Origin of the sequence: Xanthomonas sp. WHRI 10204, from assembly GCF_040202875.1 — a bacterium.
Lineage (GTDB): Bacteria > Pseudomonadota > Gammaproteobacteria > Xanthomonadales > Xanthomonadaceae > Xanthomonas.
Genome location: NZ_JBEGDW010000003.1, coordinates 649,555 through 672,059 on the forward strand (window position 1 = coordinate 649,555; position 22,505 = coordinate 672,059).

At 66.3% G+C, this 22,505-nt stretch carries 18 protein-coding genes, 2 other RNA genes and 1 pseudogene; 5 read left to right on the forward strand and 16 right to left on the reverse strand.

What is annotated here, in order from left to right:
• The first annotated feature begins 4 nt into the window (after positions 1-4).
• Together ABQZ00_RS19785 and ABQZ00_RS19790 are read left to right on the forward strand one after the other, a co-directional pair.
• A complete protein-coding gene (locus ABQZ00_RS19785; protein ID WP_161964583.1) occupies positions 5-889 on the forward strand; it encodes a hypothetical protein in 885 nt (294 codons plus the stop codon).
• A gap of 3 nt (positions 890-892) precedes the next feature.
• A pseudogene (locus ABQZ00_RS19790) lies at positions 893-1,308 on the forward strand (VOC family protein).
• 432 nt (positions 1,309-1,740) lie between these two features.
• Here the strand turns inward: ABQZ00_RS19790 and ABQZ00_RS19795 are convergent.
• From ABQZ00_RS19795 to glnA, 7 genes are all read right to left on the reverse strand, one after another.
• Entirely contained in the window at positions 1,741-2,388 is a 648-nt protein-coding gene (locus ABQZ00_RS19795) for a superoxide dismutase family protein (protein WP_055853744.1), read from the reverse strand.
• A 47-nt stretch (positions 2,389-2,435) separates the two neighbouring features.
• Positions 2,436-3,035 carry a superoxide dismutase family protein gene (locus tag ABQZ00_RS19800; RefSeq protein ID WP_055853746.1) on the reverse strand — a complete coding sequence of 200 codons (600 nt, stop codon included), beginning with the start codon at positions 3,033-3,035 and terminating at the stop codon, positions 2,436-2,438.
• Positions 3,036-3,779: 744 nt separating this feature from the next.
• A complete protein-coding gene (gene ntrC, locus ABQZ00_RS19805) occupies positions 3,780-5,207 on the reverse strand; it encodes a nitrogen regulation protein NR(I) (RefSeq protein WP_323538403.1) in 1,428 nt (475 codons plus the stop codon).
• Positions 5,200-6,249, reverse strand: a complete 1,050-nt coding sequence (locus ABQZ00_RS19810; RefSeq protein ID WP_115552572.1) for a two-component system sensor histidine kinase NtrB — start codon at positions 6,247-6,249, stop codon at positions 5,200-5,202. Before ABQZ00_RS19810 ends, ntrC begins: the two co-directional genes overlap by 8 nt.
• A 271-nt stretch (positions 6,250-6,520) precedes the next feature.
• Complete coding sequence (locus ABQZ00_RS19815) at positions 6,521-7,963, reverse strand: ammonium transporter (protein WP_115558749.1); 1,443 nt, start codon at positions 7,961-7,963, stop codon at positions 6,521-6,523.
• A gap of 22 nt (positions 7,964-7,985) precedes the next feature.
• On the reverse strand, positions 7,986-8,324 hold the full coding sequence (locus tag ABQZ00_RS19820) for a P-II family nitrogen regulator (protein ID WP_002808480.1): 339 nt from the start codon (positions 8,322-8,324) through the stop codon (positions 7,986-7,988).
• 274 nt (positions 8,325-8,598) lie between these two features.
• On the reverse strand, positions 8,599-10,008 hold the full coding sequence (glnA, locus tag ABQZ00_RS19825; RefSeq protein ID WP_055853753.1) for a type I glutamate--ammonia ligase: 1,410 nt from the start codon (positions 10,006-10,008) through the stop codon (positions 8,599-8,601).
• Positions 10,009-10,232: 224 nt separating this feature from the next.
• Between glnA and ABQZ00_RS19830 the strand changes: the two genes are divergently transcribed.
• Positions 10,233-11,027 carry an undecaprenyl-diphosphate phosphatase gene (locus ABQZ00_RS19830; protein WP_055853755.1) on the forward strand — a complete coding sequence of 265 codons (795 nt, stop codon included), beginning with the start codon at positions 10,233-10,235 and terminating at the stop codon, positions 11,025-11,027.
• 248 nt (positions 11,028-11,275) lie between these two features.
• Positions 11,276-12,091 carry an META domain-containing protein gene (locus tag ABQZ00_RS19835; RefSeq protein ID WP_323538402.1) on the forward strand — a complete coding sequence of 272 codons (816 nt, stop codon included), beginning with the start codon at positions 11,276-11,278 and terminating at the stop codon, positions 12,089-12,091.
• 384 nt (positions 12,092-12,475) lie between these two features.
• Here ABQZ00_RS19835 and ABQZ00_RS19840 read toward each other — a convergent pair whose 3' ends face one another.
• From ABQZ00_RS19840 to ABQZ00_RS19850, 3 genes are all read right to left on the reverse strand, one after another.
• Positions 12,476-12,709, reverse strand: a complete 234-nt coding sequence (locus tag ABQZ00_RS19840; protein ID WP_323538401.1) for a hypothetical protein — start codon at positions 12,707-12,709, stop codon at positions 12,476-12,478.
• A gap of 20 nt (positions 12,710-12,729) precedes the next feature.
• The gene (locus ABQZ00_RS19845; RefSeq protein WP_115526713.1) at positions 12,730-13,341 is read right to left on the reverse strand and encodes a YbhB/YbcL family Raf kinase inhibitor-like protein; all 612 of its coding nucleotides are present in this window, start codon (positions 13,339-13,341) and stop codon (positions 12,730-12,732) included.
• 955 nt (positions 13,342-14,296) lie between these two features.
• Entirely contained in the window at positions 14,297-16,369 is a 2,073-nt protein-coding gene (locus ABQZ00_RS19850) for a tetratricopeptide repeat protein (RefSeq protein ID WP_323538400.1), read from the reverse strand.
• A 674-nt stretch (positions 16,370-17,043) separates the two neighbouring features.
• Between ABQZ00_RS19850 and ABQZ00_RS19855 the strand changes: the two genes are divergently transcribed.
• Positions 17,044-17,120, forward strand: a non-coding RNA gene (locus ABQZ00_RS19855) — sX9 sRNA.
• Positions 17,121-17,123: 3 nt separating this feature from the next.
• Here the strand turns inward: ABQZ00_RS19855 and ABQZ00_RS19860 are convergent.
• From ABQZ00_RS19860 to ABQZ00_RS19885, 6 genes are all read right to left on the reverse strand, one after another.
• On the reverse strand, positions 17,124-18,110 hold the full coding sequence (locus tag ABQZ00_RS19860; RefSeq protein ID WP_115526710.1) for a YheT family hydrolase: 987 nt from the start codon (positions 18,108-18,110) through the stop codon (positions 17,124-17,126).
• A gap of 63 nt (positions 18,111-18,173) precedes the next feature.
• Complete coding sequence (locus ABQZ00_RS19865; protein ID WP_193552833.1) at positions 18,174-19,073, reverse strand: lysophospholipid acyltransferase family protein; 900 nt, start codon at positions 19,071-19,073, stop codon at positions 18,174-18,176.
• A 21-nt stretch (positions 19,074-19,094) separates the two neighbouring features.
• Positions 19,095-19,523 (reverse strand): hotdog fold thioesterase, encoded by a 429-nt coding sequence (locus ABQZ00_RS19870; protein WP_323538399.1) that lies wholly within the window; start codon positions 19,521-19,523, stop codon positions 19,095-19,097.
• 232 nt (positions 19,524-19,755) lie between these two features.
• A non-coding RNA gene (locus ABQZ00_RS19875) (sX9 sRNA) lies at positions 19,756-19,829 on the reverse strand.
• Positions 19,830-19,902: 73 nt separating this feature from the next.
• Complete coding sequence (locus ABQZ00_RS19880) at positions 19,903-21,936, reverse strand: phospholipase D family protein (protein ID WP_323538398.1); 2,034 nt, start codon at positions 21,934-21,936, stop codon at positions 19,903-19,905.
• Positions 21,933-22,505: a YceI family protein gene (locus ABQZ00_RS19885; RefSeq protein WP_115514961.1), complete on the reverse strand. Its 573-nt coding sequence runs from the start codon at positions 22,503-22,505 to the stop codon at positions 21,933-21,935. The genes ABQZ00_RS19880 and ABQZ00_RS19885 overlap by 4 nt, the downstream gene beginning before the upstream one ends.

Consider the following 22,505-nt stretch of genomic DNA (forward strand, 5'->3'; position numbering starts at 1 on the left):
AATCATGAGCAAGACCGAACACGGCGTGACCGCCATGGGTGTGATGGCGCTGGAATTGACGGGCGGCACCGCCCCCGAGCGCGGCGCCCTGGCGCCCGAGCAGGCCGGCATGCTGGCCGAACGCATTGGCCGCGACCTGGCGCAATGGATCCCGGAGATCCGCGCGCTGGAGTTGAGCGTGGCGATGGCGCATTTCGACCCCGCCGAAGTGCTGCGGCCGGGCTGGCCGCTGCATCGCCGGCTGGAGGAACTGCATGCCCGCGCGCCGGGCCGCGACCAGGGCCCGCGGGTGCTGGCCTTCGGTGCCGATGCGCAGGGCGAGATTCCCTTGCCGTTCCAGGCCGATGCCCAGTTGACCGGTGGCGGCCTGCGCGTCCTGCCGTTCCTGCTGTCCGGCGACCCTGACATCGTGGCGAGCGTGGCCGATGCGATGGAAGAAGTGCTGCTGGCCCAGGGCATGGCCCAGGCCGACACCGCGCTGCTGGCGCAGGAAAGCTTCGGCGCGCGCATCGAGCACGCCCGCTATCTCACCGCGCACGATCTGGCGGCAATGATTTCGATGCAGTACGACAACCAGGGCCTGGCACCGCTGTGGCCGCTGATCGAAGCCGCCCTGCTCGCCCCCGACAGCGAAGAATGGCTGCAGCAATCGCCCGAGCCGGTGTTGCGCTATGTCGATGGCGAAGTGCGCATTGCATTGTTCGACCCGGCCGGCTGGTGCGATTACTACACGCACGACCGCGAGAATTGCGAGCGCCTGCGCGGCGTCTACGAGCAATTCCTCTCGCGCCAGCGGCAGATGGCTGCCGTACTGGAAGCGCACGGGTTGCCGGTGCTGTACGTGCATGTGGAGCCGGGCCAGGACCCGCGCCAGGCCTTATCTGCATAAGCGATGTCGGTGTCCACCGCGCCTGCATTGCAGGGCGTCTTGGACACCGGCGTGTATGCGGCAGACCTGGAGCGTGCCTGCGCGTTTCATGCGCGTGTACTTGGCCTGCAGCCGATGCGCGCATGCCGGCGTACGCGATTGCGCCGGGGCAAGTGTTGCTCCTGATTCTTGCAGGGAAGTACCTCGAACACGGCTACATGACCCGGCGGGACGATTCCACCGCACAACAGTAGCGGACGCGCGCGCTATGCACTGGCGATCGCTAGCGATGCACTGACCGGTTAGGAAGCGCCTTTGCAGGCGTGCGGCGCGCTGATCGAAGGCTGCACGCAGTTGCCGGTGGCGGGAACGTATTCACTTCCGCGATACCGATGCGCACTTGCTGGGTGGCGACGCCTGGCCTTCGGCCAGATTACTGAGCGCGGTTGGCAAAGCCACTCACCGCAACACGTACCGCTCGTGCTCGGATCCGCTTACGATTCATCCGCACTGGTTACCACTGCGCCATCTACCCAGCTGAAGATTGCTTGCTACGGATTGGCTGCTCAGAGCGCGTATGCGTGCACACGCTCGGCAGCGCAGCAGTTGGCGCACTGATGCGTCAACTGCAGTATTTACCGCTCTATCGATGCACGGTCCAACCATGCACGCTCCGCTGAGCAACGTTGCCGCGCCGTAGCAGCATCAGCGTCTGCAAGACCATGAGCGGGATGCCGCGTTCGCGTTGCCAACAGGCCATTATGTCCGGCGGAACAACGCGCCGAAGCCTGACACACAGCTGCTTACCGCGGCGGTTGTGCATTACAAGACAAAAGACGCGACGGCCATCGAATGCCGCCGCGTCCATGCGCTTACTTGGTTGCAGCCTGCGCGTTGTCGGTGGTGATCACGCCGCAGGCCAGACGGCCGCCGGCGTTGCCGGTGGGCTGGGTTTTGTAGTCATCGGCATCGGCGTGCACGATCACCGCGTGACCTGCGATGTCGAACTGATCGGCCTTGCCCAGGTTGACGTTGCTGGAAACCGGGCCGTCGATGCTGGCATTGCCCTGCGCGTCGGACTTGATGTTGGGCATGTCGCCGCCGTGATGCGGGTCGGCACTGACGTTGCCGTGATCGGACTGGGCCGGGTTGAAATGGCCGCCGGCGCTGCTGCCGTCCGGGGCGCTGCAGTCGCCCTTTTCGTGGATATGGAAGCCGTGTTCGGTGTTGGGCGTGAGCCCACTGAGTTGGCCGGTCACGCGCAGCACGCCATCGACGGTCTTGAAGGTCACCGTGCCTTTGACGTCATTGCCCTTGGTCGGCTTGAGCTCGGCGGTGGCCGTGGTGGTGGCGGCCGCCCCGGTCACCATGGCGGCGGCATGCTCGCCACTGTGCGCCGCGTCGGCCGGGGTGCTGGCCGTCGGTGCGGGTGTGGGCTCGGCCGGTGCGGGCTCGTCGCGCTTGCACGCGGTCAACACCAGGGCGGTCGCCAGGAACAGGGTTGTGGGAAGAATGCGCATGGGAAAGCTCCTGTAGAGACCGCAGCTGCGGCCATTGATGCCCCAACTCAGGGCTGCGAAGGGGGTGTGCGCCATTGAGTGACGCGAATGACGCCGCAGGCCAGGCGTGCACCCGCATTGCCGCTGGGCTGGCTGCGATAGTCGTCGGCATCGGCGTGCACGATCAGCGCCTTGCCGATCACATCGCTGGGCGCGCCATCGCCCAGGCTGATGCCGGCCAGGATCATGTCCAGATGCGCGACGCCCTCGGCGTCGGCACGCAGGTTGTCCATATCGCCCAGGTGATGGCCGCCGCTTCCGGCGCGGCCGTGCGAGGCGCCGGTCGGATTGAAATGCGCGCCCGCACTACTGGCATCGGCCGCGCTGCAATCGCCGCGTTCGTGCACATGGAAACCGGCCACGCCACCTGGGCGCAGGCCACCGACCGTGCCGGTGATGCGGATGCCCTGCAGCGCCGGCACCAGCACGACCCGGCCGCTGACCAGGCTGCCCGATGCCGAAGCCAGCGCGGCTTCGGCCTGCTGCACCGGACGCGCAGGCACCACGCGCGCCGCTGGCGGCGGTGGCGGGGGAGGTGGCGGCGTGCTGCTGCAGGCGGCTAGCGCCAGAGCGGTAAGGGCAACGATCGTGGACGACCGATAACGCATCGAGCTGTTCTCCTGGTCAGGCTGGAAACCTATGCGGGCGCATGTTCACGTGTCATGAAATGCGTCTGGGGCAGCGCAGGAGTTTACGGGGTTGGTGTGGATGGTCGGGTCGTTTGCGTGCCCGCGGTGCGGGATGCGGTGCGGGGAGCCTTGCGCGGCTTCGACGATGGCGTAGGCCGATCAGGGGCTACCACGGGTTCATCGATGGCCAGGGGGATGCGTGTCGTGTGGATGGTGAAACACGTGCAGTGAGGGTGCTCAATGTGTGGTGATGCTGGTCAATCTCGTTGCGTGCTCGTTGCGTGCACTAGGTGATTCACGCGTTTCGTGCGCGAGCTGATTCAAAGGAGCGACGCAGGCGGCTGCACTTTTATCGGCTTGGGTGCCCTCACCCCACCCCCAGCTCCGCGCCCCGGCCCGCGCTTGCGGCGCGGGTGCTCCAAGGCACGCGCGCAGCGCGCAAGCCGTACCTCCTCACCACGCAGGCGGGAGAGGGGCTTCATCGCAGCGATCGGCAGGGTTCGCCGCAGTGATCGAGGCATTTCATCGCAGTGATCGGCAGGGCTTTACCGCAGCGATCACCTGCCTGCCTTCTCCCGCGTGCGGGGGAAGGTGCCCGAAGGGCGGATGGGGGCAGCGCTTGCCGCCGAGTGACCGGTGCAATTGCGCTCACGTAAGCGCAAAAACGCCCACGCAACCACCCAAGCACGATCCCGACCCCGCCTGGGCTAGCCGCCGGACCGCTCAGCGGCGCTTGCGGCCCGGGCCGAGTTTGCGGGTGACGGTGTTGCGGCCCAGGCCGAGGCGTGCGGCAGCTTCGGCGCGACGGCCCTGGGTGAGTTGCAGGGCGGCTTCGAGCAGGGTCTTGTCCAGGCGTTCGCGCGCTTCGGCGTGTACGCCCTGGGCGCCTTCGCTGAGGCGTTGCGCGGCCCAGCTGGACAGCAAGTCGTCCCATTGCCCGACGCTGCTACGGCCGGTGCGCTGGCGGCCGCGCGCCAGCGCTGCGTCCACGTCGACCACATCGATGATGTCGGCGGTGGCCAGGGCGGCCAGGCGCCAGCAGACGTTTTCCAGTTCGCGTACGTTGCCGGGCCAGTCGTATTGGCGCAGGTCTTCCAGTGCGGCCGACGATAGCCGCTTGGGCAGCATGTCGAGCTTGCGCCCGGCCATGGCCAGGAAATTTTCCGCCAGTTGCGCGATGTCGCCGCGACGCTCGCGCAGCGGTGGCAGCTGCAGGCGTACCACATCCAGGCGGTGCAGCAAATCGGCACGGAAGCGGCCTTGTTCGACCAACGCTTCCAGATCCTGGTGAGTGGCGGCGATCACGCGTACATCGACACGGATCAACTCGCGCCCACCGACGCGAAAGAATTCGTTCTCTGCCAGCACGCGCAGCAGGCGCGTCTGCAACGGCAGCGGCATGTCGCCGATTTCGTCCAGAAACAAGGTGCCGCCATCGGCTTGTTCGAAGCGGCCGATGTGCCGTTTGGTGGCGCCGGTGAAGGCGCCGGTTTCGTGGCCGAACAACTCGCTTTCCAGCAACTCGGCAGGAATGGCGGCGGTGTTGAGTGCGACGAAGGGTTTGCGTGCGCGCGGCGATTCGTTGTGCAGCGCGCGCGCCACCAACTCCTTGCCGGTGCCGGTTTCGCCGTTGATCAGCACCGACAGCGGCGCTTGTGCCAGCCGTCCGATCGCGCGGAACAAAGCCTGCATCGCCGGGGTGTCGCCGATCAGCGCGGCGGAGCCTTCGGCCAGCGGGGCGCCAATGATCTTGTCGACACCGGCATCGGCGTCGGGCAGCGCGCGAGCGGCCAGCGCCACCGCATCGTCCAGATCGAACGGCTTGGACAGGAATTCGTGCGCACCACCGCGAAAGGCGCCGGCGGTGCTGGCGACATCGGTATAGGCCGACATCACGATCACCGGCAGCTGCGGGTGCTTGGATTTGAGCTTGTCGAGCAGGCTCAGGCCGTCTTCGCCGGGCATGCGCACGTCGGTGAATAGCAGGTCCGGCATGGGCCGCATCGACAGCGCCTGCAACGCCGCGGCGGCGCTGTCGAAGCCATCCACCGCGTAACCGGCATCGCGCAAGGCCGTGGACAGCACGAAGCGGACCGAACGGTCGTCGTCGACCACCCAGATGTGGTGGGATGCGGCGGCGGCCTCAGCCATGCAGATGCTCCTTGTCGTGATCGCCGACCAGCTCGGGCAGCAGCAGTGTGAAAACGGTATGGCCCGGACGCGAGCGGTAGGTCAGGGTGCCGTGGTGCTCGCGCGAGACCTGCTGGGCCAGCGCCAGTCCCAGCCCGCTGCCCTCGGCGCGGCCGCTGACCAGCGGCAGGAACAGGTGCTCGGCCAACTCTTCCGGCACGCCACCGCCGTCGTCGATGATTTCCAGCCGCAGCGACATCGCGTGCACGCGGTCGCGGATGCGCTGGCCGTGCTCGACGCGGGTGCGCAGGGTGACGCGGGTGGCGCCCGCCTGAAACGCGTTACGGACCAGATTCCAGACCGCCTGGGTGAGCCGATCCACATCGCCCAGGATGTCGGGAATGCTGGGGTCGTAATCGCGCTGCACCTGCACCGACCAGCCGCCCTCGGCCTCGGCCAGGCGCAGCACGCGTTCGAGCACCACGTGGATGTTGAGGCCCTCGTGCGGACGCAGCGGCGACGGCGAGAGCAGGCGTTCGAGCAAGGTGTTGAGGCGTTCGATTTCGGTGCCGATCAGCTCGATCAGCTCGCGCTCGTCTTCATCGCGGCCGGCCGAGCGGCGCGCCAGCAATTGCGCGGCGCCCTTCAAACCGGCCAATGGGTTACGCAGTTCGTGCGCCAGGCCCTTGAGCGCGGCGCTCAAGGCATTGGGCAGCGCGTGGGTGGGGTCCAGCGCGGGGAATTCGTCGACCGGGTGCGTTTCCAACAGCCAGCCGCCGTCGTCCAGCCGCGACAGCCAGCCTTCGGCAAAGCGTGGCGCGTCGTTGGGCAGGCCTAGCGCCAGCCGATGCAGGCGCAGCACGTCGCGTTCGTCGTTGAGCAGGAAGCGCGCGAGTGCGTCGCCCTGCACTTCCAGTGCAGCCAGCGGCTGGTCGACCAGCCGCCGCGCGCTGACGCCGAGCCAGCGCGCGAATGCCGGGTTGACCCCCAGCACGCGGCCGTCGCGGTCGGCCCAGGCCACCGGGGTGCCCAGGCTGTCGAGCGACGGTGTGGAGGTCGTCATCCGCATTGCACCAATTTAGTGCAAACAGCATCGGCGTGCGCGAATGGCGCGCCGAACGCAGCCTGCATCGAAGCATCTGAGGCCGGGTGGCAGTGGAATGCACCGACCCGGCGCGCATCCGCGCCGACAGTGACGGGCGTGAGGCTGGTCATGCAGGCACCTCGGCAATGGATCCGCGCCGGCAGCGGCCGCGGTAGAAACCGACCCGGCGCGGGCAGCGCCGGCCGGGTCGTTGCGCCACCCGCGGAGATCTCGCCGCGGGTGTGCATGCTCAGGACTCGTATGCGGCTTCGCCGTGCGAGGTGATGTCCAGCCCCTCGCGCTCGGCTTCTTCGGTGACACGCAGGCCGAAGACCAGCTTGGCGACCAGGAATCCGACCACCGACACCACGCCGATCCACACCACGGTGATGCCCACGCCCAGGGCCTGGATACCGACCTGATGCAGCATGTCGTAATCGCCGCCCTTCTGGCCGCCCAGCGAGGCCGCCGAGAACACGCCGGTCAGGATCGCGCCGATGATGCCGCCCAGGCCATGCACGCCGAACACGTCCAGGCTGTCGTCGGCACCCAGCAGGCGCTTCAGACCGGTGACGCCCCACACGCACAGCACGCCAGCCGCCAGGCCGATCACGATGGCGCCGAACGGACCCACGGTGCCGCAGGCCGGGGTGATGCCGACCAGACCGGCGACCATGCCCGAGGCCACACCCAGGGCGGACGACTTGCCCTTGATGATCTTCTCGGTCAGCGACCAGCCCAGGATGGCGGCCGCGGTTGCCAGCAAGGTGTTGAGGAAGGCCAGCGCCGCACCGGCATTGGCTTCCAGGTTGGAGCCGGCATTGAAGCCGAACCAGCCCACCCACAGCAGCGAGGCGCCGACGAAGGTCAGGGTCACGTTGTGCGGCTTGATCGCCTCACGCCCCAACCCGGCCCGCTTGCCGACGAAGTAGGCACCCACCAGACCAGCGATACCGGCATTGATGTGCACCACGGTGCCGCCGGCAAAATCCAGCGCGCCCAGCCCGAACAGATAGCCACCGGTCGCCCAGACCATGTGCGCCAGCGGCAGATAGCCGAAGGTGAACCAGATCACCGAGAACAGCAGCACCGCGGCGAACTTGGCGCGTTCGGCAAAGGCGCCGACGATCAGCGCGCCGGTGATGCCGGCAAAGGTCGCCTGGAACCCGATAAACACGTATTCCGGCAGGCTCACACCCTTGGTGAAGGTGGCCGACAGGCTCTCGATGGTCACGCCCTTGAGCAGCGCCTTGTCCAGATTGCCGATCCACGGGCCTTCGCCGGAAAACGCCAGGCTGTAGCCGTAGAGCACCCACAGGATGGTCAGCAGCGAGAACACCGTTGCGACCTGGATCAGCACCGACAACACGTTCTTGGCGCGCACCATGCCGCCGTAGAACAACGCCAGGCCCGGCACCACCATCAGCAACACCAGCAGCGTGGAGGTCAGCATCCAGGCGACGTCGCCCTTGTCGACCACCGGCGCGACTTCGGCGGCAGCGGCCGGCGCGGCGGCCGGCTGCGCAGACGGCAGCGGTTCGGTGGTGACCGGTTCGGTCGGCAACGGGGTGACCTGCGGGGTGGATTGCGCCTGGGCGCTGCCCATGCCGCCCACCACCAGCGCGCTGAACAGCATCAGCATGCACACGCTGTAGAACCGGGCTTTCCACCCGGCAAAAAGAGCTGTCTTCATACGACCTCCAGAGGTGGGGGACTCAGAGCGCATCGGCGCCGATTTCGCCGGTGCGGATCCGCACCACTTGCTCGATCGCAGTCACAAAGATCTTGCCGTCGCCGATCTTGCCGGTGCCGGCCGCGTTCTGGATCGCCTCGACCACAGCGTCCAACCGATCGTCGGTCACCACCGTCTCGATCTTGATCTTGGGCAAAAAGTCCACGACGTACTCGGCCCCGCGATACAGCTCGGTGTGGCCTTTCTGACGCCCGAAGCCCTTGACCTCGGTGACGGTGATACCCGACACGCCAGCGGCGGACAGGGCCTCGCGGACCTCGTCGAGCTTGAACGGCCGGATGATGGCGGTGATCAATTTCATGCGCATACCCCGAAAGGTGGAAGGAACCGGCCGGCATTGCGCCGCCCGGCGGTGTCAGTCACCTGGATGCCAACCCCGGCATCCAATCGTTCGCGGATCGCGCAGACCCCGACGGATGCCATGCATCCGCCTCGTGGGAGAGGTCAGGCCCGCGCGCCGCGAACTGTGTGCTCTCTCGTACCCCTCGACTCCGTGGCGGTGCCAGGGAGCCATCGAACATGTGCGGCGATGGCGGAGGTGGGAGGGGGGGCCTCCGCCATCACCGCGGTGGAACTCAGTTGCCGTAGTACAGCTGGTATTCCAGCGGATGCGTTGCCGCACGGAACTTGGTGACTTCCTGCATCTTCAACGCGATGTAGCCGTCGATGAAGTCGTCGCTCATCACGCCACCGGCCTTGAGGAACTCGCGATCCTTGTCCAGCGCTTCCAGTGCCTGATCCAGGCTGGAGCACACCTGCGGGATCAACTTCTCTTCTTCCGGCGGCAGGTCGTACAGATCCTTGTCGCTCGGAGCGCCCGGGTCGATCTGGTTCTTGATGCCGTCCAGGCCGGCCATCATCAGCGCGGTGAAGGTCAGGTAGCCGGACTGCAACGGATCGGGGAAGCGCATTTCGATGCGGCGCGCCTTCGGATTGGTGACCCACGGAATGCGGCACGAGGCCGAGCGGTTCCGCGCCGAATAGGCCAGCATCACCGGCGCTTCGTAACCCGGCACGAGACGCTTGTAGCTGTTGGTGCCGGAGTTGGCGAATGCATTGATCGCACGGGCGTGCTTGAAGATGCCGCCGATGTACCACAGCGCCATCTGCGACAGGCCGCCGTAGCCGTCGCCGGCGAACAGGTTGGTGCCGCCCTTGGTCAGCGACTGGTGCACGTGCATGCCGGAGCCGTTGTCGCCGACGATCGGCTTGGGCATGAAGGTGGCGGTCTTGCCGTTGCGGTAGGCGACGTTCTTGATGATGTACTTCATCGTCAGCAGTTCGTCGGCCTTCTGCACCAGCGAGCTGAACTTGGTGCCGATCTCGCACTGGCCGGCGGTGGCCACTTCGTGGTGGTGCACTTCGGTTTCGATGCCGACCTGTTCCAGCGTCTTGATCATTTCCGCACGCAGGTCGTGCAGCGTATCGGTCGGCGGCACCGGGAAGTAGCCACCCTTCACGCCCGGACGATAGCCGCTGTTACCGCCGTCGTACTTGGCACCGGTGTTCCAGGCGGCCTCTTCGGAACCCACCTGGAAGAAGGTGTGGCCCATGTCGTTGGCGAAGCGGACCGAATCGAAGATGAAGAATTCCGGCTCCGGGCCGAAGAAGGCCTGGTCGGCGGTGCCGGAAGACTTCAGGTAGGCCTCGGCGCGCTTTGCGATGCCGCGCGGGTCGCGCTCATAGCTCTGCATGGTGGCCGGATCGAGGATGTCGCAGGTCAGTACGATGGTCGGATCGGCGAAGAACGGATCCAGATACGCGGTGCCGGCGTCGGGCAGCAACACCATGTCCGACTCGTTGATGCCCTTCCAACCCGCGATCGAGCTGCCATCGAACATCTTGCCTTCTTCGAACAACGCCGGCTCGATGATGTTGGCCGGAAAGGTGATGTGCTGCTGTACACCACGCATATCGACGAAGCGCAGGTCGACGAACTCGACCTTGTTGTCCTTGATCAGCTTTTCAACGTTTTCCACGGACATCGGAAGAAACCTCGGATTGGAGTGAAGTGGATCGTGGGCGGTACTACAGCAGGGACCATGCCAAATCGTCGATGTTCACAAGTCGTTGATTTTGCTTGCCTCACTTGAGACCGCTACACACGCGATAGCACCTTATTGGTGCTATCTGCATTGATGGTGCACCGATATGGTGCATGTCGCAATGCACTATCCTGACGCCTCCCCCAATCCTCCCCTCTCGTCCGATGTCCGATCTGATTTCCGCCCTGCTCTTGGGCATTCTCGAAGGCTTGACCGAATTTCTGCCGATCTCCAGCACCGGCCACCTGTTGATCGCCGAACAATGGCTCGGACGCCGTTCTGACTTCTTCAATATCGTCATCCAGGCCGGCGCGATCCTGGCCATCTGCCTGGCGTTGCGGCAGAAGCTGTGGAGCCTGGCCACCGGGCTGGGCGAGCGTGCCAACCGCGACTATGTGCTCAAGATCGGCGTGGCCTTCATGGTCACTGCTGTGGTCGGGTTGATCGTGCGCAAGGCCGGTTGGCAGTTGCCGGAAACCGTGCATCCGGTGGCCTGGGCGCTGCTGATCGGCGGCCTGTGGATGCTGGTGGCCGAGCACTTTGCCGGCAAGTTGCCGGAGCGCGACGTGGTGACCTGGAAAGTCGCCATTGCCGTGGGCCTGGCGCAGGTGGTGGCCGGCGTGTTCCCCGGCACCTCGCGCTCGGCCTCGGCGATCTTCCTGGCCATGTTGCTGGGCCTGAGCAAGCGCTCGGCGGCAGCGGATTTCGTGTTCATGGTCGGCATTCCGACCATGTTCGCGGCCAGCGGTTACGCGCTGCTGGAGATGTACAAGGAAGGCGGGTTCGGCAGCGAGAACTGGACCGACGTGGCAGTGGCCTTCGTGGCAGCGACCATCACCGGTTTTGTGGTGGTGAAGTGGCTGCTGGGCTACATCAAGAAGCATCGCTTCACGGTGTTTGCGGTGTACCGCATCGTGCTCGGCGCGGCCCTGCTGTTGTGGTTGCCGGCCGCGGCCTGAGCCGCCAAGCGCGCAGGCCCTGCCCGTCGCCGATTGTTACCGGCCTGCCACCGGCGGGCGGCAGCAGTTGTCGCTGGCGCCCCGTCCAAGCCGCCCTGTCGGCGGCTGGCGGCGATCACTCGCCAAGGCAACCGATGGCGCGTTTGTGCAGACGCGCATCGGCGGCACGTTGCCGGGCAGTGACGCCGGTCATTGCCCTGGCCGCACGCTGGCGGTATCACTGAGGCCTTGACCACCGGGAGCCGCCGATGCGTGCCGTGTTCTTTGCCCCAGCCCTGCTGGCGGCAGGCGTGACGGCCTGCGGCTCGGGCGCGAGCCCCGCTGTGCCCGGTGCCGACGGCTCCGGATCGGGCGCGACTGCGGCTTCGACCGCAGCGACAACCCCCGTCAGCGACAACGCGCCGTTACGGGCCGCCCTGCAGGCACAACACTGGCAACTGCAGCAGGCCAGCGATGCGCACGGCACCGCACTGCGCAGCCTGTTCGTGGCCGGTAGCGCGCCGTTGCAGCTGGATTTCGGCGATCAACGCATCCAGGTCAGCCAGACCTGCAACGCGCTGGGAGCTACTTACAGCGTGGCCGCGGCGCAGCTGCAGATCGGCCGGGTGGTATCGAGCAAACGTCTGTGCGCGCAGCCGCAAAAGATGACGCAGGAACGCGCTGCCAGCGAGCTGTTGTCCGGCCGTTTTGCGGTGGCGCTGGACACGGCGCAAGCCGCACCGCGGCTGACCCTGACCCGCAGCGACGGCACCCGCCTGTTGTTCGCCGGCGCGCCCACGGCAGATACCCGCTACGGCGGGCCCGGGCAGACGCTGTTGATCGAAGTGGCGGCCGATACGGTGCCATGCGCCTCCGACCCGTCGCGCGCCTGCCTGCAGCTGCGCGAGCGCGCCGATGGACAGCCTGCGACCGCGTCCTGGCAAACCTTCGACGGCAGGATCGAAGGCTTCGAACACGAAGCCGGCATCCGCACCCTGCTGCGCGTCACTCGCTATCCGGCTGCGGCCGGGACGGACGGTGCGCCGGTGTATGTGCTGGATCAGATGATTGAGGCGAGCGGCTAGCCCTGGGAATTGGGAATTGGGAATTGGGAATTGGGAATTGGGAATCGGAAATCGGAAATCGGAAATCGGAAATCGGAAATCGGAAATCGGAAATCGTCGAGCGTTGCCCGATTGGTGATGCGATTGGCGCATCGGCAGCGTTGACGCGCTCTGCACTGCAACGCAAGTGAGGTTTGGCCAGCTGGGTGCCGTCACAGCAGCGGCCCGGTCATCGTCGCCTGGTGCAGACGCCATGCCGGATTCGCTTTTTGGCTTCTGCGTCGCACGGCATCAAGACCAGGTCGCCGGCACCCCGGCTCGCCGCAAAGAACCTACGGGCTGAGCACATCCGCGCGTACCACGCGTGTGTGGGCGGATCGGCTTCCCTTCCATCCAGGATGATGCTCAGCCGCCAGTCAACGCATGCATCAGATCAATGCGCGCTGTTGTTACGCTTGACGGGCATCTACGCACCTCTTCCGGGAGCGTTCCGCTAGACGGAAGTCGATCTTTACGCGCTTCCATGCGGGCCTTGAGCAGCCGCACGTCGGCCGGATCGTCCGGACACAACGTGCGGATGCGGCGCTTGCAGCTTTCTTGATCGTCGGTACCGCCACGACCGCACGGCTTGGCAGCCATGCGGTCGTGCCGATCTGCGCTCAGCGCAGCGACGGGTTCAGCGTGTAGGTGCCATGCAGCGCCGCTTCGGCCAGGACGTGGCCCTGGATGGCCGACAGCACATCGGCTGCAGTGAAGGTGGCGGGCAGGCTGAGCGTGGCCACATCCAGCGCGAACACGCGGAAGAAATAGCGGTGCAGGCGCAGGTCGTTGAACGGCGGATACGGGCCGTCATAGCCCAGATAGTCGCCGGCCATGTCGGGGTTGCCGGCAAACCATTGGGTATAAGAGTTCAGGCCCTGGCGTGCGCCGGCCGGGCCGGCAGGCTGCTGCTTGCCCTTGGCTACAAAGCCGTCGCTGCAGCTGCCTGCCGCGATCTCGTGCACGTCGGCAGGGATATCGGCCATCGCCCAATGCACGAAATCGGCGCGTGGTTGCTCGACCGGGATCTGCACATCCTCGCGCCCCACCGTTTCCGGCACCGTCGGTACATCCGGGTCCAGACACAGCAGCGCGAACGAACGCGTCCCTGGCGGAACATCGCGCCAAGCCAGGTGCGGGTTGCGGTTGGGCGCGAAGCCGTCCGGTGTGCCGGCGGCAAATTCCACCGCGATGGGCTTGCCGTTTTCGATGCTGTTGCTGGTCAGACGCATGCAAAGTCTCCGTGGATCGAAGCCCTCAGCCTGCCTGGATTGGCACGGCAGCGGAAGCGGTCGCGATGGAACCTTGTGTGGCGCGGTTGGGTGCATGCGTTGCGAAACAGTTGACCGTGCAGCGAGTCGTGCGGCCTGGGCTAGCACTGCCGGCCACCCGCATGTCACTCCACTGCCGCGGATCGCATGCATCGTTGATCGCGCACATGTGATCCACCGCCTGCGCCCACGCGCTCTGCGACATCCGGACATCCGTAGGAGCGGACCTGGCCGCGATGGGCTTCACCGGTATCGGTAACGCCTCATCGCGGCCGGGTCCGCTCCTACAACAGCACTGCGGCTGGGAGATGTAAGCGGCAGGCGGTGTGCTGGTCAGTGCTCAAGATCTTCCGTCGATGCCATGGCGAGCGGCGCGGCCGCGGCGAACACCACACCAGTCGTACCTGTGTCAGCGCTACTGTCACCGCTACAGCGCGGATCGCTGCCATCGTTATCCATAGCCCGCTTTATCTGTAGCCCGCCGTCCACGCACACCGCGACATCCGTAGGAGCGGACCTGGCCGCGACAGGCTTCACCGGTATCGGTAACGCCTCATCGCGGCCGGGTCCGCTCCTACGACAGCACTGCGGCTGGGAGATGTAAGCGGCAGGCGGTGTGCTGGTCAGTGTTCAACATCCTCCGTCGATGCCATGGCGAGCAGCGCGGCAGCGGCGAGCACCACACCAGCCGTACCTATGTCACCGCCACTGTCACCGCTACAGCGCGGATCGCTGCCATCGTTATCCGTAGCTCGCTTTATCCGCCGCCCGCGTCCACGCGCACCGCGACATCCGGACATCCGTAGGAGCGGACCTGGCCGCGACGGGCTTCACCGGTATCGGTAATGCCTCATCGCGGCCGGGTCCGCTCCTACGACAGCACTGCGGCTGCAAGATGCAAGCGGCAGGCGGTGCGTCAGTCCTGCGGATACCCGAAGCGCACTGCGATCAAGGTGAGCAGGTCGAACTGGGCGCCGAGTACGCCGCGATAACTGCGCCAGCGACCGGACGCCAGACGTGCCGGGCCGCGCGGTTCGACCAGCGGGAAGTTCAGCCCAAACGCCTGCTCCAGCGCGGTGGAAATGCCCTGCGGGTCGCTTTCGATGCCATCCAGGCGGATGATCCGGTGCGGGTACAGATCGCGTTCGTGCAGCACGGCCAACTGTTCCAGCGCCGCCAACAACCAGTCGGTGGCCTGCTGCGGCGACTGCACGGCCAGCGGCGCGGATGCGCCGGCCGAGAGCCAGTCCAGCAGCATGTCGCGCGGGTCGCGCAGCGCGATTGCCAGGCGCCCCTCCGGCAGATGCGGGCGTAGCGCGGTGAGCAGGGTGTTGTCCCACCACAGCAGCCAGTCGATGACATTGCCATCGTCGATACCGCGGCGCAGCAGCTGCGCTTTCCAGCCTTCCACCAAGGCCATTGGCGCCAGTTCGCCGGATACCAATTGCTCGACGCTGCGGTAGCTCTGCAACGCATCGGACGGCGGCGTGGCGCCGTAACGGTCGCCGCGCACCAGCGGGGTGGCGGCGTCCATCACCGCGATCAGGCGTTCGACATGCGAGCCCGGGGTGCCCCAGACGAACAGCGGACGCGCGGTAACGGTGTCGGGAATGCTACCCAACGCCGGCCACTGCATCGGCTGTTTGGCAGCCTGCGGCGGCAACGGCAGGCGGTGCTGGGCCTGTTCGCGATGGAACTGCATCCAGGTGGCCAGGGCGGCGTCGGGCTGGCCGGCGCGGTCCTGCACATTGCCTAGCCACGGCCGCAGCACGGTCTGCTGCGCTGCGGGCAACGACTCGATCAAGGATTCGACGCAGGCGATCGCCGCCGGCGGGTCGCGCTCCAGCAGCGCTTCGACGATGCGCTGTTCGCCGCTGATGCGGCCCGGCTCCACCGCCACGATCTGCCGCGCCACCATTTCCGCGTCCTCGGCATGGCCCTGCATGTCGTGCACGCGCATCAACGCTTCCAGCGCCGGCAGGTGCTCGGGCATGCCCAGCAGCCAGCGCTCGATCACCGCCTGCGCCTGCGGCCCGCCGACCGGCTCCACCGCCAGCCGCGCCAGCCATAGATCGTGCGCATTGCTGGAGGTGGCCAGCGCCGCATCCAGCGTGTCGCGCGCATCGTCCACCGCGCCCAGACGCTCCCAGGCGGTGAGCAAGGCATGCAAGGTGCGGCGGTCGGCCGGCCAGTGGGCCAGCGCCAGGCGCAGATGCGCAGCCGCCTGATCGGGGCGACCGGCCTGCAATTCCATCTCGCCGGCCAGCCGGCGCATCGCCGGGATGTCGCCATCGGGCTGGGCCAGCACGCCCTGCATCGCGGTCAGCGCATCGTCCAGGCGGCCCTGGCGCTGGGCCAGCTGGGCGATGAAGGCGCGCAGCGCGGTGCCCGGTGGATTGAGCTCCACCACGCGCTCGAACGCGCGTTCGGCAAACGCAAAATGTTCCTTCTGCAGATACGCAAAGCCCAGCGCGAACATTACCCGTGGGTCGTCCGGCAGCTGCTCGGCGGCGCGTGTCAGCAGCGACAGCGCGCGGTCGCTCTGGCCGCGACGCATCTCCACCACGCCATCGACCGCCAGCAGCTGCGGGTGGTCTGGCGCCAGGCGTGCGGCGGTACGGCTCAGTCGCTCGGCGTCGTCCAGATCGCCGCGCCCCACCGCCAGATGCGCCTGCATCACATAGGCGTTGAACTGGTTGGGGTCCAGCGCGGTACTGCGCGACAACGCGGCATCGGCCGCCGACAAATTGCGCGTGGCCAGCAGCAGCCCGGCGTGCAGCAGGTGCAGATCGGCGTCTTCCGGGGTCAGCGTCAGCGCGGTTTCGATGCTGGCCAGCGCCAGCGCCGGTTGGCCTTGCTGTTGCAAGGACAGCCCGAGCCAGCGGTGCGCGGCAGCGTTATCGGGCGCGGTGGTCGCCCACTCGCGGGCCAGCGCCACCGCATCGTCGGCCGCATTGCGGCGCAGGGCTTGAAGAATGGCGTCTTGCATGGCGGCGGCGTGTCCCGGACAAACCGCTATTGTAACGATGCGCGCTGCGGCGGCTTGGTGTGCGACGGACGCTGCGACCTATCGCCACGCCCGCGTTGTGACTGCCCGGCGTTCAAGTGGAAGTTCAACGCCTGTGCAAGGCCCTGCACCCAGCACCATTGCGGTTCTCAAAGCGATTGATCGCGCAGGTCGGGCGTTGAGACGCGTGCCGACATCCGGCGCAGCACGCTTGCGCCGTCGGCCACGCAGGGCACCCCAAGGACCAGATGCTCCGTGTACCAGATCGCAGCTTGGGGACCAACGGAGGCCGGTCCTAGCCGTGGACGGAACAGGATCTCGCCGGTCTGCAGAGACGCGTAGAGCCTGACCGAGCTGAAGTAGGCCAACAGACCGCCTGTAACCGCTGATAAAACCGCGACCAAGGCATCGAGAGACGGATGTCTTTTCAACATGACTTAAGGAAGCTCTGAACAACTCTTTCATAGGCTTCCGATCGATCCCTTGGACAGACTAAATCACGCGCAAGTGCTTGATTTTAAGCGCCGGCGCTTGTCTTGATTAGGCTAGATTGCAACTCTCTCTCGCTGGGCCATAAGTTATTCAGAGGTTCCTTAAAAGTAGCTAACAAAACTCCTAGGCGGCCGCCAGGCGGCGCGGCCGGCGCTCGGTACGGCATGGACCACGCAGACACGCCGGTTCTGAGCGCGCCGTCCGCAGCCACCTGACGACTGCTCGCTACGGTTTGTTAGTCGCCCTAAAGAGCGGCGGCCAGCCGCTCGGCCACCCAGCGTTCGGCAAAGCCGTCGCCGCGGGCGTTTTCCAGAAAGCCGCAATGGCCGCCCCAGCGCGCGATTTCCAGATGCGCGTGCGGCGGCAATTGCCAGCCGGCGAAGTCCTCGAACGGAATCACCGGGTCGTCTTCGGCCATCAGGATGTCCGAAGGCACCTGCAGGCCGGCCAGGCGCTCGCCGGCGATCGAATAGCTGTCGAAATACGCTTCCAGCGAGCCGTGGCCGGTGTGCTGCACCGCCAGCCAGGCCATCAGCTCGCGCATGTCCAGCGCCAGGGTGGCGTCGTCGTAGCCGTGCTGGTCCGGAAACAGCTTGCGCTTGCGCAGCAGCGATTCGCGCCATTTGCGGCGGAAGTACCAGTCGTAGAACTGCGGGCCTTTTTCCAGCTGGGTCATGGTGGCGGCCGGGTCCAGCAACGGACACACCGCCGCCACCCGCGCCAGCGGCAAGCCCGCCGCCGGTGCCCGCAACGCTAGCCGCAACGCGAAGTTGCCGCCCAGCGAATACCCCGCCGCCAGCAGCTGCGGCGCAGGAAAGCGCCGCCACAGATCGCCGGCCGCGTTGACCACCTCGTCGATGCGATCGGAGTGGAACAGGTCCACATTGAGATGGTGGGTGCCGCCGTGATCGCGAAAATTCAGCCGGAATACCTGGTAGCCCAGGCCGAGCAGGCGCGCGGCGGTCAGCCGCATGTAGTTGGAATCGGCGCTGCCTTCCCAGCCGTGCAGCAACAGCACGGTGCCACGTACCGGCGTATCGCCGGGCGGTACGCTCATCCAGCCCTGCAGCCGCACGCCGTCGCCGCCGTCGAGAATATGTTCGCTGGTGACCGCGCCGCTGGCGCTCAGCAACTGGCGGCTGCGCAACCGGCGCAAGCCGCTGCTGGCCAGCACCGATTGCACATGCGGATTGCGCAGCCAGCGCGGCGGCTGAAAGTCGGAGGCGTTCATGCGCTCATCGGGCCAGCCACGAAAGCGCTGGCCGCAGGATGGATGAGCGCGCACATCGCCGGCTCAGGACTCCATCGCGGCGATGATGCGTTGACGCGAGGTGTCGGCCAGGCGGCGACGTCCTTCGATATCGAACGCGCCGATCGGCTCCAGGAAATGGATTTCAGCCAGGCGCGACGGCTCGCCGAGCAGGCGCACGATGTTGGCGAAGAAACTTTCGCGTTCGCCAAACGCCACCACCGCCTGCGCAGCGCCACGGGTGCCGTAGCGCAGCGCCACCGGCTGCACCGGCACCCCGGCTTCCACCGCCGCCTGGAAGATGCGCGCATGGAACGGGCCCACTTCAGTACCGCCGCGGGTGCGCCCTTCCGGAAACACGCCGACCGGCTTGCCACTGCGCAAACGCTGCAGCATTTCCAGCAGCACCCCGCCCAGCGATTCGGTGTTGCCGCGTTGATGGAAGATGGTCTGGCCCTTGGCCGCCAGCCAGCCCACCAGCGGCCAGCCGGCGATTTCGCGCTTGGCCACAAAGCCCATCACGCGCTGGCTGTGCAGCATGGAGATGTCGACCCAGCTGACGTGGTTGGCCACGAACAGGGTGGCGCCCGACAGCGGCGTGCCGAAGCGACGCAGACGAAAACCGAAAATGCGCATCAGGTTGCCCTGCCACCAGCGGATCATCAGCTCGTCCAGGGTGTCCTCAGCGCCGGTGCGGATGCGCGCCAGCGGCGGCGTCACCACGCACAGCATGGTGATCGGCAGGAACACAGACAGATGCAACAGCAGCAGCGGCACCCGGTACAGGTACCGGAACCAACGCAGCGGGCCGCCAGCGTCGCGCGTGGCGTCCAGGGATGACTCGCTCATTCGACGAACGGGACCGGTAACGGGGGAAGAAGGCACGACTATTGTGACAGCAGCTCGGCCGCGGCGCAGTGCCGGCAGCGGATGGCGCTGTTCCACCCATGCAGCTGCCAGGCGTGCTCAGCCACTGGTGCGCGCCACCACGGCCAGGGTCAGGCGCGAGACGCAGACGCGCTTGCCGGCCGGATTTTCGATGACGATGTCCCAGACATGGGTGCTGCGCCCCACATGCACCGCGCGTGCGGTACCGGTGACCAGGCCCTCGGTGGAAGCGCGCAGATGGTTGGCGTTGATCTCCAGCCCCACGCACGTCTGGGTGGTCATCTCCACGCACAGATTGCCGGCACTGCTGCCCAGGGTTTCAGCCAGCACCACCGAGGCGCCGCCATGCAGCAGGCCAAACGGCTGCTTGGTGCGCGTGTCCACCGGCATGGTGGCGCGCAGCCAATCGTCACCGGCCTCGGTGAACACGATGCCCAGATGTTCGATCAGGGTATTTCGGCTGGAGGCGTTGAGGACAGCAAGATCGACGGGAGCGCGGAAGGTCATGGGCTGGGATTTGGGATTTGGGGGGAATCGGGAATCGCAACAGCATCTGCGAGATTGCGACTGGTGCAACGCCTGCCGCTGTCTGGTGGATTCAAGGCTACTGCAATCGTCGGTGTCGCTGCTTGCCCCGGAGTGGCGGGAGCGGCCGCGCCGCTAGATTCCAGGGTGGTTTTACCAGCTCCCGACAGCGCGCGCGCCGCTTGCCGCCGTCGAACCATTGCCGCCTTGGAGCGGCTAACAAACCGTAGCGAGCAGTCGTCAAGGCGTGGACGGCGCGCTCAGAGCCGGAGTGTACGCGTGGTACGTGCCCACACCGAGCGCAGGCCGCGCCCACCTGGCGGTGAGCACAGTCGTTTTGTTAGGTGTTCTTAGCTGTCGATCAAAGAATCGGCACCAGGCCGGCGCCGAATGCGGTCAGCATGCGTACCAGCAACCATTTGGGGCCGACGTTGACCTCGGGGAAATCGCCCACTGCCACATAGCACTGCAGGAACTGCGGGTCCTGGCGCTTAAGCGGGAACGGGCAGCCCGGGCCGGGCTGGAACTCGTAATTGGTCGCGTAGCGCCACGGCCAGAAGTCAAGCACCGGCAAGGCTTCGGAGACCTTGCCCACGCTGTAGTTCAATCCGCTCAACACCGGCGGCTTTTCGCGCGGAGCCACCGTCCAGGCGTTTTCCGGGTTCATATCGCGTTCGATGCTGGCCGCCAGCGCCTGCGCAAAGCGCGGATCGTCGATCACCACCGCCGCTTCGGTGTTGTAGTTTTCGCTGCGCGGATCGAAGTTGTGCGTGCCGATCACGCCGATGCGGCGATCCACCACCAGCGATTTGGCGTGCAGCCCCATGCGCGCACCGGCGCGGGTCACCGGCAGCGGTTTGTTGACCGCACGCGTTCCCAGAAACGAGGGCCGGGTTTCGGTGCGCAGCACACGGCGATCGACTTCGCTGCCGCCGGGCGTACGGCCGGCGCCACTGCTGCCACTGCTGCCACTGCTGCCACGAATCACGCTGCCGCCAGTACTGCGGGTGTCTGCACCGCTGCTGCCACGCACCGCATTGCCGGCCGCACTGCCGCCGATCAGGCGATTGTCGCGACTGTCTTCGTTGATTTCGGAGGAAGGATTGAGCGGGTCCGGCACCAGGTTGGCGTAATCCACCGGCGCATCCAGCGGAAACGGCTTGAACTCGTACAGATTGAAGCCCAGCTCGCGCATGTTGCGGCGTTTGAACTTGTACGACAGCGCATACACGATGGGGTTGTCGGTGGCCGCCAGGCTATTGGTCGACACCACGATGCGCGGCGGCTGCGGGCGTTTGCGCAGCTCCCGGAAGATCGCCTGGGCCTCGTCGGACAACACCAGATACGGCGTTTGCAGCAGCACTTCCTGCTGTGCGCCGGCGATCAGGCTATCCAGCTCCGGCGCCGTCGACACTGCTTTAGAGGCATGTTCCTTACGATGCTTTTGCGGCAGGTCGGCCACATACAGCACACGCTGCACCGACATCGCCGGGGTGACGAAGGCATCGCGCACGAACTGCGGATCGCGCGCTTCCTGATCCACCCGCGCCACCCGATCCGGGCGGCGGAATTGTGCGGTCGGCATCTGCGGTGCGCCCTGTTCCAGCAGCAGCCTGCCCACATCGTTCAGGCGCTCGGCCGGAACACTGCGCCGCGCGCGCCAGAATGCATCGAAGTTGGCCGCCATCGCGCGTACTTCCGGGCCGGCCAGAATCACGTCGCGGTCGCGGAAGTTGTATTCGCTGTCCCAGTCGTAATAGTCGTCCTGGTAATTGCGCCCGCCGACCACCCCGAGTACGTCGTCCACCACCAGCAACTTGTTGTGCATGCGCTGGTTGAAGCGCCGGAAACAGCACACCACGCTACCGGCGTAATCGAAGTAGTTGGGTTTGACCTTGCCGAAGGTGGGGTTGTAGATGCGCAGCTGCAGGTTTTCGTGGGTGCTGGCGAGCGCACCGAGAATCTGCAGGTCGGCGATAGCCGACAGCTGATCGATCAATATGCGGACCTTGACCCCACGCTGCGCCGCATCGGTCAGCGCATCCAGAATCATGCGCGCACTGTCGTCCTTGTCGAAGATGTAGGTCTGCAGGTCGATAGTGCGGGTTGCACTGCGAATCAGGTTGAGCCGCGCCACCAGCGATTCTTCGCCGTGGTCGACGATGGTGGCGTAATGCCGCGGCGCGGCCGGCGTGGAGGCAGTGATGGCGTCGCCACCCAGGGTGCGCAGCGGCGAGGGCTGGGCGCAGTGATTGGCCTGGGTGCAGCTCACCACGGTGCTGCGTGCCGCAGCGGCAACGCCGGCGGCACGGTTGCGCTCTATTTGCGACAGGCCGGCGCATCCGGTGCCGAGCAACAGGGTTGCCAGCACGAGGACCCTCAACAGGAACCTCACGGGCGCCGCGCCTCCTGCAACCGCCCACGCAGAATGAACGTCACCCTGTCGCCCAGGGCCATCTGCCACGCATTCATTCCGTAACGTCCACGCAGGACCGTACCTCGACTGATCACGTCGCAATCATAGCCCGGCCGCGCGCATTCAGCCGGTGCCACATGCAGGGTCTCGATGTGGGTGATTCCGCGGATGGTCAGGTTGCCGGTGATGTCGCCCCCTCCCCTGACTACCTCTTCGGCATAGGGCAGCGACTCGAATTCCACCACGGGGTAGCGCGCCACGTCGAAGAAATCCTCGCCCCGCATCCAGCTGGTGTAGCGGTCCTTGCCCGGAATCTCCACCTGGGTAGCATCCAGCCGGAAGCGCACCTGCATGCGCCGATCGGGCAACTCCACCAGCTCACCGCGAAAGCGCGGGAAAAACCCCTCCATCTTCATGCCGAAGCGGGTTTTGATCTCGAACCCGAAGCGCGATTGCGCCGGGTCGATGGCGTGCACTTTCTGCTGTGCAAGGCAGGGAAACGTGACCCAGAGCGCGAGCCAGGCAAACCAGCGCAGCGACGATGACAC

Excerpts from the sequence above, each read along its gene's own strand:
- ABQZ00_RS19785 (WP_161964583.1), top strand. The coding sequence starts at position 5 with ATGAGCAAGACCGAACACGGCGTGACCGCCATGGGTGTGATGGCGCTG.
- ABQZ00_RS19795 (WP_055853744.1), bottom strand. The coding sequence starts at position 2,388 with ATGCGCATTCTTCCCACAACCCTGTTCCTGGCGACCGCCCTGGTGTTG.
- ABQZ00_RS19800 (WP_055853746.1), bottom strand. The coding sequence starts at position 3,035 with ATGCGTTATCGGTCGTCCACGATCGTTGCCCTTACCGCTCTGGCGCTA.
- ntrC (WP_323538403.1), bottom strand. The coding sequence starts at position 5,207 with ATGGCTGAGGCCGCCGCCGCATCCCACCACATCTGGGTGGTCGACGAC.
- ABQZ00_RS19810 (WP_115552572.1), bottom strand. The coding sequence starts at position 6,249 with ATGACGACCTCCACACCGTCGCTCGACAGCCTGGGCACCCCGGTGGCC.
- ABQZ00_RS19815 (WP_115558749.1), bottom strand. The coding sequence starts at position 7,963 with ATGAAGACAGCTCTTTTTGCCGGGTGGAAAGCCCGGTTCTACAGCGTG.
- ABQZ00_RS19820 (WP_002808480.1), bottom strand. The coding sequence starts at position 8,324 with ATGAAATTGATCACCGCCATCATCCGGCCGTTCAAGCTCGACGAGGTC.
- glnA (WP_055853753.1), bottom strand. The coding sequence starts at position 10,008 with ATGTCCGTGGAAAACGTTGAAAAGCTGATCAAGGACAACAAGGTCGAG.
- ABQZ00_RS19830 (WP_055853755.1), top strand. The coding sequence starts at position 10,233 with ATGTCCGATCTGATTTCCGCCCTGCTCTTGGGCATTCTCGAAGGCTTG.
- ABQZ00_RS19835 (WP_323538402.1), top strand. The coding sequence starts at position 11,276 with ATGCGTGCCGTGTTCTTTGCCCCAGCCCTGCTGGCGGCAGGCGTGACG.
- ABQZ00_RS19840 (WP_323538401.1), bottom strand. The coding sequence starts at position 12,709 with ATGGCTGCCAAGCCGTGCGGTCGTGGCGGTACCGACGATCAAGAAAGC.
- ABQZ00_RS19845 (WP_115526713.1), bottom strand. The coding sequence starts at position 13,341 with ATGCGTCTGACCAGCAACAGCATCGAAAACGGCAAGCCCATCGCGGTG.
- ABQZ00_RS19850 (WP_323538400.1), bottom strand. The coding sequence starts at position 16,369 with ATGCAAGACGCCATTCTTCAAGCCCTGCGCCGCAATGCGGCCGACGAT.
- ABQZ00_RS19860 (WP_115526710.1), bottom strand. The coding sequence starts at position 18,110 with ATGAACGCCTCCGACTTTCAGCCGCCGCGCTGGCTGCGCAATCCGCAT.
- ABQZ00_RS19870 (WP_323538399.1), bottom strand. The coding sequence starts at position 19,523 with ATGACCTTCCGCGCTCCCGTCGATCTTGCTGTCCTCAACGCCTCCAGC.